Here is a 10,509-nt window from a genome sequence, read left to right on the forward strand (position 1 = left end):
CGACATCTTTTGCCTGATGCTTCGTATTTACGCCCCAACCACCTTCGCCACCGCGTGGGCGAAACGTTGCATCCCTTCATCGATATCCGCATCTTCCACCACCAGCGACGGTGCAAAACGCATCACATCCGGTCCGGCATTCAGCACCATTACGCCAGCCCCTGCGCCCGCATACAGGAAATCACGCGCCCGACCTTTGAACTGTGGCTTAAGCTCCGCGCCAATCAACAGCCCCATACCGCGAATATCGCTAAACACATCGTACTGCTGATCGATCTTCTGCAGATGGTCAACAAAACGCTGGCGTTTCGCCTGAATGCCTTCCAGCACTTCAGGGGTATTGATGATATCAAACGCCGCGCCCGCTACTGCACAGGACAGAGGATTACCGCCGTAGGTGGAACCGTGAGAACCAGGATGAAATGCAGAAGCAATTTCTGCCGTGGTCAGCATGGCGCTAATCGGGAAGCCGCCGCCTAACGCTTTCGCAGAGGTCAGAATATCCGGCGTCACGCCGTAGTGCATGTAAGCAAACAAATCGCCGGTCCGCCCCATCCCGCACTGTACTTCATCAAACACCAATAATGCCTGATGTTGATCGCACAGCTCGCGCAAGCCCTGCAAAAACTCTGGCGTCGCTGCCGTCACACCGCCCTCGCCCTGGATCGGCTCAACCACCACCGCACAGGTGTGATCATCCATCACCGCTTTCACTGCGTGGAGATCGTTAAAAGGAACGTGGATGATGTCTGCCGGTTTTGGCCCAAAGCCGTCGGAATATTTTGGCTGCCCGCCCACCGAGACGGTAAACAGCGAGCGACCATGAAAAGCGTTATGGAAGGCAATAATTTTGGTTTTGAACGGACTATGACGCACACAGGCGTAATGGCGTGCCAGTTTAAAGGCGGTTTCGTTAGCTTCCGTGCCGGAGTTCATAAACACCACGCGTTCGGCAAACGTCGCCTCAATCAGTTTGCGCCCAAGACGCAGCGCCGGTTCATTGGTGAAAACGTTACTGATATGCCACAGAGTTTCGCCCTGGGTTTTTAACGCGTTCACCAGCGCAGGATGGCAATGGCCCAACGCCGTAACTGCAATGCCACCCGCGAAATCGACATACTCCTTGCCTTGCTGATCCCAGATTCGGCTGCCCTGACCTTTTACCGGAATGAACTCTGCCGGAGCATAAATCGGCAGGATCACTTCATCGAAAGTCGCGCGTGTAATTGCTGTTTGTTCAATTGCCATCTCATGATCACCCTGTTACGCATAAATAATTGTGAAATTATAATCACAAAATATGCATAAAAAATCACTAAATGGCAATCAGAAATCAGCGATGCAGGAAATTAGCCAGCAGTTGATGTCCTTGTTCGCTAAGAATACTTTCTGGATGGAACTGCACACCTTCCAGATCCCACTGGCGATGGCGAATCCCCATAATCTCGCGGGTTTCGCTCCAGGCCGTCACGTCAAAGCACGCTGGTAATGAGTCAGGTTCCACCACCAGCGAATGGTAGCGTGTCACGGTAAGTGGATTTGCCAGCCCCCGAAATACGCCCTCACCGTTATGTGTAATCGGCGAGGTTTTGCCGTGCATGACCTTTGCGGCGTGCACAACTTTACCGCCAAATGCCTGCGCCATTGCCTGATGACCGAGGCAGACGCCAAGAATCGGCAAGCGCCCGGCATAGTGGCGAATAACGTCAAGGGAGATCCCGGCTTCATCTGGCGTACAGGGGCCAGGTGAGATGACAATTTTTTGTGGTTTAAGGGCGTCGATATCCGCCAGCGTCAACGCATCGTTGCGCTTAACCAGCACATCCGCCCCCAGTTCACAAAAGTACTGGTAGAGGTTCCAGGTAAAAGAATCGTAGTTATCTATAAGCAGGATCATGGCGGCTCCGGTACAAAAGAACCGCGCTATTTTACTCAGATTCCCCGGCTTCGCTTACCACTTTGCTAAATATCATCTGCAGTGCGGTGAGATCCCCCATTGCCCCACTCTGATTTGCCTGATTCCAGGCCTCTTTTTCGATACCCTGCCAGCTCAGTTGATATCCGGCATGAATCGCCAGTTGCTCGAAGAAGATCCGCTGTGCCAGACCACTTCCCACCCGGAAGGGATGCAGCACGTTGATTTCACAATAGTAATGCGCCAGCCGCTCGACGAACTTCGCTTTCTCCAGGCCAACCAGATAACCTTCTTCCTCCAGATCCTGCATCAGGGCATTGCCCTCTTTTTCGATATAAGCAAAGTGGCAGAACGGCGTATCGCCCTGATAAATATCAACTTCACGCAGTTGCCCCGCCCAGTCGAAAATATCCTGATACAGCTGGCGATGGATAGTGCGCAAATGCGGTAAACCGCGCACCAGCGGACCAAGCTCAATGGTCGCAGCACGCAGCGCCGTCATTTCGTAAGCGGCCTGTTCCAGCCGCTGCTGCTGGTGGATGTTCAGCCGGTTACGCATGATATCAAGGCCAGGATAAAGATACGGATCGCGCCCTTCGCCGAATTTATCGCTCATAGTGCCTCCTCAGCTCTTCAAGGCGCGCTAAAGCCTCTGCGGCAGTAAGAGTGACTAAAGGCATCTCGACGCCTTCAAGACGGCGACTGGCCTGGAAATTACGATTACGCTGAAGCTCCCAGAGACGGGACTTTTGCTTATCGGTGAGTTTCTTCACTTGATGCCTCCCTGAACGTGTCCATTTGCCACAAGTATAAGCGGCAAATCCGGGTTACGCCGGGAGAGCAGAAGCGCGGGCAAGATTGCCCGCGCGAAAAATCATTACGGCAGGACTTTAGCGGAAAGGATAACTACCGGTTTTGACGGCACATTCTGGTACGGACCAACGTCATGAGTCGGCACCTGGGAAATCTTATCGGCAACGTCCATGCCTTTCACCACTTTACCAAATACCGCGTAACCGAAATCACGCTGACCATGGTCAAGGAAGGCGTTATCGGCAACGTTGATAAAGAACTGGCTGGTGGCGCTGTCTTTGTCAGCGGTACGCGCCATCGCGATGGTGCCACGCGTGTTGCGCAGGCCGTTATCGGCTTCATTTTTGATTGGCGGGTTTGGTTTTTTCTGCTGCATCTGCTCGGTGAAACCGCCGCCCTGAATCATAAAGCCAGGAATGACGCGGTGAAAGGTAGTGTTGTTATAAAAACCGCTGTTCACATAATCGACAAAGTTTTGCACAGACACTGGCGCTTTTTGTTTATCCAGCTCCAGTTCGATGTTACCAGCTGAGGTTGTCAACAATACGTGCGGGTCCCCTTTCGCTGCCATTGCTGCGGGATAAAGAGCAGAAAGAGCGAAAACAGCAGCCATCGCCGCCAGGGTCGATTTGAACATGAGATTTCCTTAACAAACAGAGCAGAAAAAAAGCAAGTGAAGAGATTCTAAATAGCCTTCAAGAACAAGGCCATCCCTTTACCTAATTTTACGTATCTGAAATATATGTAACCTGACGATCACTTTTTATTCCGTGATCAAAATCACCTCTTAAAATGCAATTTAGCAACCGATTGCAATAAAACATTTAAACAGATCACAAAATCACCTAAAATCGCCCGCTCGCGGCATATCCCGCTATGCCATTTTATTTTTGAACGCAGGCCAATCATGACTAACAGCAATCGCATCAAGCTCACATGGATTAGCTTTCTCTCCTACGCACTGACTGGTGCGTTGGTTATTGTCACCGGGATGGTGATGGGAAATATCGCCGATTATTTCAATCTGCCTGTTTCCAGTATGAGTAACACCTTCACCTTCCTCAACGCCGGCATTTTAATCTCTATCTTCCTCAACGCCTGGCTGATGGAAATCGTCCCGTTGAAAACGCAGTTACGTTTTGGCTTTCTCCTGATGGTGCTGGCGGTTGCCGGTTTGATGTTCAGCCACAGCCTGGCGCTGTTCTCGGCGGCGATGTTCATTCTCGGGGTGGTCAGCGGCATCACCATGTCGATTGGTACATTCCTGGTAACACAAATGTATGAAGGGCGTCAGCGCGGTTCCCGCCTGTTATTTACCGACTCCTTCTTCAGTATGGCTGGGATGATTTTCCCAATGATCGCCGCGTTTCTACTGGCGCGCAGCATTGAGTGGTACTGGGTTTATGCCTGCATCGGGCTGGTGTATGTCGCTATTTTTATTCTGACCTTCGGCTGTGAGTTCCCGGCGCTGGGCAAACATGCGCCAAAAACGGATGCTCCGGTAGAGAAAGAAAAGTGGGGGATCGGCGTACTGTTTCTCTCTGTTGCGGCGCTGTGCTACATCCTCGGTCAGTTAGGTTTTATCTCCTGGGTGCCTGAGTATGCCAAAGGCCTGGGCATGAGCCTGAACGACGCGGGCACGCTGGTGAGTAACTTCTGGATGTCATACATGGTCGGCATGTGGGCGTTCAGCTTTATTCTTCGCTTCTTTGATTTGCAACGCATTCTGACCGTACTGGCTGGTCTGGCTGCGATTCTGATGTACGTCTTTAACACCGGAACACCAGCACATATGGCGTGGTCAATTCTCGCTCTGGGCTTCTTCTCCAGCGCGATCTATACCACCATCATCACCCTGGGTTCACAGCAGACCAAAGTACCGTCGCCAAAACTGGTTAACTTTGTCCTGACCTGCGGAACCATCGGTACTATGTTGACCTTTGTGGTTACCGGCCCGATTGTTGAACATAGCGGTCCGCAGGCGGCACTGCTTACAGCAAACGGTCTGTACGCTGTCGTCTTTGTGATGTGCTTCCTGTTAGGTTTCGTCAGCCGTCACCGTCAGCATAACACCCTGACCTCTCATTAATTGCTAATGCCGGACGGCACTATCGTCGTCCGGCCTTTTCCTCTCTTCCCCCGCTACGTGCATCTATTTCTATAAACCCGTTCATTTTGTCTATTTTTTGCACAAACATGAAATATCAGACAATTCCGTGACTTAAGAAAATTTATACAAATCAGTAATATACCCCTTAAGGAGTATATAAAGGTGAATTTGATTTACATCAATAAGCGGGGTTGCTGAATCGTTAAGGTAGGCGGTAATAGAAAAGAAATCGAGGCAAAAATGAGCAAAGTCAGACTCGCAATTATCGGTAACGGTATGGTCGGCCATCGCTTTATCGAAGATCTTCTTGATAAATCTGATGCGGCCAACTTTGATATTACCGTTTTCTGTGAAGAACCGCGCATCGCTTATGACCGCGTACACCTCTCGTCTTACTTCTCTCACCACACCGCCGAAGAGCTGTCGCTGGTGCGCGAAGGCTTCTACGAGAAACACGGCATCAAAGTTCTGGTCGGCGAACGCGCTATCACCATCAACCGTCAGGAGAAGGTGATTCACTCCAGCGCCGGGCGTACCGTTTTTTATGACAAGCTGATCATGGCGACCGGTTCCTACCCGTGGATCCCGCCAATCAAAGGTTCTGATACTCAGGACTGCTTTGTCTATCGCACCATTGAAGACCTCAACGCCATTGAATCCTGCGCCCGTCGCAGCAAACGCGGTGCCGTTGTTGGTGGCGGCCTGTTAGGTCTGGAAGCCGCTGGCGCGCTGAAAAACTTAGGTATTGAAACCCACGTTATCGAATTTGCCCCTATGCTGATGGCGGAACAGCTTGATCAGATGGGTGGCGAGCAGCTGCGTCGCAAAATCGAAAGTATGGGCGTGCGCGTTCACACCAGCAAAAACACCCTTGAGATTGTGCAGGAAGGTGTCGAAGCGCGTAAAACCATGCGTTTTGCCGACGGCAGCGAGCTGGAAGTTGACTTTATCGTCTTCTCTACCGGTATCCGTCCGCGCGATAAGCTGGCAACCCAGTGTGGTCTGGACGTTGCTCCGCGTGGGGGTATCGTCATTAATGATTCCTGCCAGACTTCCGATCCGGATATCTACGCCATCGGTGAATGCGCAAGCTGGAACAACCGTGTATTTGGTCTGGTAGCACCAGGCTACAAAATGGCGCAGGTCGCCGTTGACCATATTCTGGGTAGCGAAAACGCCTTTGAAGGTGCTGACCTTAGCGCCAAGCTGAAACTGCTGGGCGTAGACGTAGGCGGTATTGGTGATGCGCACGGTCGCACGCCTGGCGCACGTAGCTACGTTTACCTCGACGAAAGTAAAGAGATCTACAAACGCCTGATTGTCAGCGAAGACAACAAAACCCTGCTCGGTGCGGTACTGGTGGGCGATACCAGCGACTACGGTAACCTGCTGCAACTGGTGCTGAACGCTATCGAACTGCCGGAAAACCCGGATTCCCTGATCCTGCCAGCACACTCTGGTAGCGGCAAGCCGTCTATCGGTGTTGATAAACTGCCGGACAGCGCGCAAATCTGCTCCTGCTTCGACGTCACCAAAGGTGATCTGATTGCTGCCATCAACAAAGGCTGCCACACCGTTGCGGCGCTGAAAGCTGAAACCAAAGCGGGTACTGGCTGCGGTGGCTGTATCCCGCTGGTTACTCAGGTACTGAACGCGGAACTGGCGAAACAGGGCATCGAAGTTAACAACAACCTGTGCGAACACTTTGCTTATTCGCGTCAGGAACTGTTCCATTTGATCCGCGTTGAAGGCATTAAAACCTTCGAAGAACTGCTGGCGAAACACGGCAAAGGCTACGGTTGTGAAGTTTGTAAACCAACCGTCGGTTCGCTGCTGGCCTCCTGCTGGAACGAATACATTCTGAAGCCGGAACATACTCCGCTGCAGGATTCTAACGACAACTTCCTCGCTAACATCCAGAAAGACGGAACCTACTCGGTGATCCCGCGCTCTCCGGGCGGTGAAATCACCCCGGAAGGACTGATGGCAGTGGGTCGTATCGCGCGTGAATTTAATCTCTACACCAAAATCACCGGCTCTCAGCGCCTGGCGATGTTTGGCGCACAGAAAGACGATCTGCCGGAGATCTGGCGTCAGCTGATTGAAGCTGGCTTCGAAACCGGTCATGCCTATGCGAAAGCACTACGTATGGCGAAAACCTGCGTGGGTAGCACCTGGTGCCGCTACGGCGTTGGCGACAGCGTCGGCCTCGGCGTGGAACTGGAAAACCGCTACAAAGGCATCCGTACGCCGCACAAAATGAAGTTCGGTGTCTCCGGCTGTACCCGTGAATGTTCAGAAGCTCAGGGTAAAGACGTGGGTATTATCGCCACTGAAAAAGGCTGGAACCTGTATGTTTGCGGTAACGGCGGCATGAAACCGCGTCATGCGGATCTGCTGGCAGCGGATATCGATCGCGAAACGCTGATCAAATATCTCGACCGCTTCATGATGTTCTACATCCGTACCGCCGACAAACTGACGCGTACCGCGCCGTGGTTAGAAAACCTCGAAGGCGGCATCGATTATCTGAAAGCGGTGATCATTGACGACAAACTGGGGCTGAACGCACATCTGGAAGAAGAGATGGCGCGCCTGCGTGAAGCGGTAGTGTGTGAGTGGACTGAAACGGTCAATACACCGTCCGCGCAGACTCGCTTCAAACACTTCATCAACAGCGACAAGCGTGACCCGAACGTACAGATGGTGCCAGAGCGCGAACAGCACCGTCCGGCAACGCCGTATGAACGTATCCCGGTAACTCTGGTGGAGGACAACGCATGAGCCAGTGGAAAGACATCTGCAAAATCGATGACATCCTGCCTGAAACCGGCGTCTGCGCGCTGTTAGGTGACGAGCAGGTAGCAATTTTCCGCCCGTATCACAGCGATCAGGTGTTTGCGATCAGCAACATCGACCCGTTCTTCGAGTCCAGCGTGCTGTCACGCGGGCTGATTGCGGAACACCAGGGCGAGCTGTGGGTCGCCAGCCCGCTGAAAAAACAGCGTTTTCGCTTAAGTGATGGCTTGTGCATGGAAGACGAACAGTTTTCCGTCAAACATTACGAAGCACGAGTGAAAGACGGCGTGGTGCAGCTGCGCGGTTAATGTTTTAACGGGAGGCGCAATGCCTCCCCTTTTTGCATGGTCCTGTAATGACCTTCGGTATATTGCAGGACATTTTTTAAACTTTTTGTTTTATTTTTTTGTTTTTATTTTTTAAAGGATAATCAAATGTTTACAGACACTATTAATAAGTGTGCGGCTAACGCTGCGCGCATTGCACGCCTGTCGGCAAATAACCCGCTCGGCTTTTGGGTCAGCTCCGCCATGGCGGGCGCGTATGTGGGTCTTGGGATCATCTTGATTTTCACGCTCGGTAATTTGCTCGACCCGTCCGTACGTCCGCTGGTGATGGGCGCGACCTTTGGTATCGCCTTAACGCTGGTGATTATCGCCGGTTCTGAACTGTTCACCGGACACACCATGTTCCTCACCTTTGGGGTAAAAGCGGGCAGCATCAGCCACGGGCAAATGTGGGCAATCCTGCCGCAAACCTGGCTGGGTAACCTGGTCGGTTCCGTCTTCGTTGCCATGCTCTATAGCTGGGGCGGCGGTAGCCTGCTGCCGGTAGATACCAGCATCGTTCACTCCGTCGCGCTGGCTAAAACCACTGCACCGGCAATGGTACTGTTCTTCAAAGGTGCATTGTGTAACTGGCTGGTTTGCCTGGCAATCTGGATGGCGCTGCGCACTGAAGGGGCGGCGAAATTTATCGCTATCTGGTGGTGTCTGCTGGCATTTATCGCGTCTGGCTACGAGCACTCTATCGCTAACATGACGCTGTTCGCGCTCTCCTGGTTCGGCAACCACAGCGAAGCCTACACGCTGGCGGGTATTGGTCATAACCTGCTGTGGGTGACGCTGGGTAATACTTTATCAGGTGCCGTATTCATGGGATTGGGTTATTGGTATGCTACGCCGAAAGCGAATCGTCCGGTTGCGGACAAATTTAATCAAACTGAAACGGCTGCCGGTTAATTACTAAGGGGTTTTTACGTGGATCATTTGCCTATATTTTGCCAATTACGCGATCGCGACTGTCTGATTGTCGGCGGTGGTGATGTCGCGGAACGCAAAGCAAGGTTGCTGTTAGACGCAGGCGCTCGCTTAACGGTGAATGCATTAGCGTTTATTCCACAGTTCACCGCATGGGCAGATGCAGGCATGTTAACCCTCGTCGAAGGGCCATTTGATGAAAGCCTTCTCGACACCTGCTGGCTGGCGATTGCAGCGACGGATGATGACGCGCTTAACCAGCGCGTCAGCGAAGCCGCTGAAGCTCGTCGCATCTTCTGTAACGTGGTCGATGCGCCGAAAGCCGCCAGCTTTATTATGCCGTCGATTATTGACCGCTCACCGCTCATGGTCGCGGTCTCCTCTGGCGGCACCTCTCCGGTTCTGGCGCGCCTGTTGCGCGAAAAACTCGAATCACTGCTGCCGTTGCATCTGGGCCAGGTGGCGAAATATGCCGGGCAATTACGCGGGCGAGTGAAACAACAGTTCGCCACGATGAGTGAGCGTCGCCGTTTCTGGGAGAAATTGTTCGTTAACGACCGCCTGGCGCAGTCGCTGGCAAACAACGATCAGAAAGCCATTACTGAAACGACCGAACAGTTAATCAACGAACCGCTCGACCATCGCGGTGAAGTGGTGCTGGTTGGTGCAGGTCCGGGCGATGCCGGGCTGCTGACGCTGAAAGGACTGCAACAAATTCAGCAGGCAGATGTGGTGGTCTACGACCGTCTGGTTTCTGACGATATTATGAATCTGGTACGCCGCGATGCTGATCGCGTTTTCGTCGGCAAACGCGCGGGATACCACTGTGTACCGCAGGAAGAGATTAACCAGATCCTGCTGCGGGAAGCGCAAAAAGGCAAACGCGTGGTGCGGCTGAAAGGTGGCGATCCGTTTATTTTTGGCCGTGGTGGCGAAGAGCTGGAAACACTGTGCAACGCGGGTATTCCGTTCTCGGTGGTTCCGGGTATTACCGCAGCTTCTGGTTGCTCTGCCTATTCGGGTATTCCGCTCACGCATCGCGATTATGCCCAGAGCGTGCGCTTAATTACCGGACACTTAAAAACCGGTGGCGAGCTGGACTGGGAAAACCTGGCGGCAGAAAAACAGACGCTGGTGTTCTATATGGGGCTGAATCAGGCTGCGACTATTCAGCAAAAGCTGATTGAACACGGTATGCCTGGCGAAATGCCGGTGGCAATTGTCGAAAACGGAACAGCAGTCACGCAGCGCGTGATTGACGGTACGCTCACGCAACTCGGTGAACTTGCTCAGCAAATGAACAGCCCATCGCTAATTATTATTGGTCGGGTTGTTGGCCTGCGCGATAAACTGAACTGGTTCTCCAACCATTAATTTAACCCGGGCCAGAGAATTCTGGCCTTCTTAATGACTCTTTTTATATATTCAGCAAATAAAACGTAGCCCCTTAATAAATATTATCTGCTAATGGGTTATATTCACCGTTACAGCGACTTACAAAATTAAGTCATTCGCTCACTGACGCCAATTAAATATTCCTGTATCGTTCTTAACGAGCAGTCTGCTTATATTCATATAATCAATGAATATTAATTAATATATAATACATAGGG

The 10,509-nt window shown here is 52.1% G+C and carries 10 protein-coding genes; 5 read left to right on the forward strand and 5 right to left on the reverse strand.

The genetic code is table 11. The features are described 5' to 3' along the window. Positions 1 to 27 precede the first annotated feature (27 nt). The 5 genes from argD to ppiA form a co-directional block, all read right to left on the reverse strand. Positions 28 to 1,248 (reverse strand): bifunctional acetylornithine/succinyldiaminopimelate transaminase, encoded by a 1,221-nt coding sequence (argD, locus tag QZF50_RS12105; protein ID WP_000963797.1) that lies wholly within the window; start codon positions 1,246 to 1,248, stop codon positions 28 to 30. A gap of 85 nt (positions 1,249 to 1,333) precedes the next feature. Beyond that, positions 1,334 to 1,897, reverse strand: a complete 564-nt coding sequence (gene pabA, locus QZF50_RS12110) for an aminodeoxychorismate synthase component 2 (protein ID WP_061892548.1) — start codon at positions 1,895 to 1,897, stop codon at positions 1,334 to 1,336. 31 nt (positions 1,898 to 1,928) lie between these two features. Further along, entirely contained in the window at positions 1,929 to 2,531 is a 603-nt protein-coding gene (locus QZF50_RS12115; RefSeq protein WP_001280624.1) for a putative adenosine monophosphate-protein transferase Fic, read from the reverse strand. Further along, positions 2,521 to 2,688: a YhfG family protein gene (locus QZF50_RS12120; protein WP_000736860.1), complete on the reverse strand. Its 168-nt coding sequence runs from the start codon at positions 2,686 to 2,688 to the stop codon at positions 2,521 to 2,523. The genes QZF50_RS12115 and QZF50_RS12120 overlap by 11 nt, the downstream gene beginning before the upstream one ends. A gap of 104 nt (positions 2,689 to 2,792) precedes the next feature. After that, positions 2,793 to 3,365, reverse strand: a complete 573-nt coding sequence (ppiA, locus tag QZF50_RS12125) for a peptidylprolyl isomerase A (RefSeq protein ID WP_115775751.1) — start codon at positions 3,363 to 3,365, stop codon at positions 2,793 to 2,795. A 270-nt stretch (positions 3,366 to 3,635) separates the two neighbouring features. On the opposite strand from ppiA, the gene tsgA reads away from it, so the two are divergent. The 5 genes from tsgA to cysG all read left to right on the forward strand — a co-directional run bounded on the left by tsgA (position 3,636) and on the right by cysG (position 10,270). Further along, the gene (tsgA, locus tag QZF50_RS12130) at positions 3,636 to 4,817 is read left to right on the forward strand and encodes an MFS transporter TsgA (protein WP_000185247.1); all 1,182 of its coding nucleotides are present in this window, start codon (positions 3,636 to 3,638) and stop codon (positions 4,815 to 4,817) included. Positions 4,818 to 5,078: 261 nt separating this feature from the next. Continuing rightward, positions 5,079 to 7,622, forward strand: a complete 2,544-nt coding sequence (gene nirB, locus QZF50_RS12135; RefSeq protein WP_000049213.1) for an NADPH-nitrite reductase large subunit — start codon at positions 5,079 to 5,081, stop codon at positions 7,620 to 7,622. Then, the gene (gene nirD / locus QZF50_RS12140) at positions 7,619 to 7,945 is read left to right on the forward strand and encodes a nitrite reductase small subunit NirD (RefSeq protein ID WP_000084764.1); all 327 of its coding nucleotides are present in this window, start codon (positions 7,619 to 7,621) and stop codon (positions 7,943 to 7,945) included. The genes nirB and nirD overlap by 4 nt, the downstream gene beginning before the upstream one ends. Before the next feature lie 126 nt (positions 7,946 to 8,071). After that, on the forward strand, positions 8,072 to 8,878 hold the full coding sequence (nirC, locus tag QZF50_RS12145; RefSeq protein ID WP_000493556.1) for a nitrite transporter NirC: 807 nt from the start codon (positions 8,072 to 8,074) through the stop codon (positions 8,876 to 8,878). 18 nt (positions 8,879 to 8,896) lie between these two features. After that, complete coding sequence (gene cysG / locus QZF50_RS12150; RefSeq protein WP_000349863.1) at positions 8,897 to 10,270, forward strand: siroheme synthase CysG; 1,374 nt, start codon at positions 8,897 to 8,899, stop codon at positions 10,268 to 10,270. Positions 10,271 to 10,509 lie beyond the last annotated feature (239 nt).

It is taken from the genome of uncultured Escherichia sp., from assembly GCF_948475835.1.
Lineage (GTDB): Bacteria > Pseudomonadota > Gammaproteobacteria > Enterobacterales > Enterobacteriaceae > ECMA0423.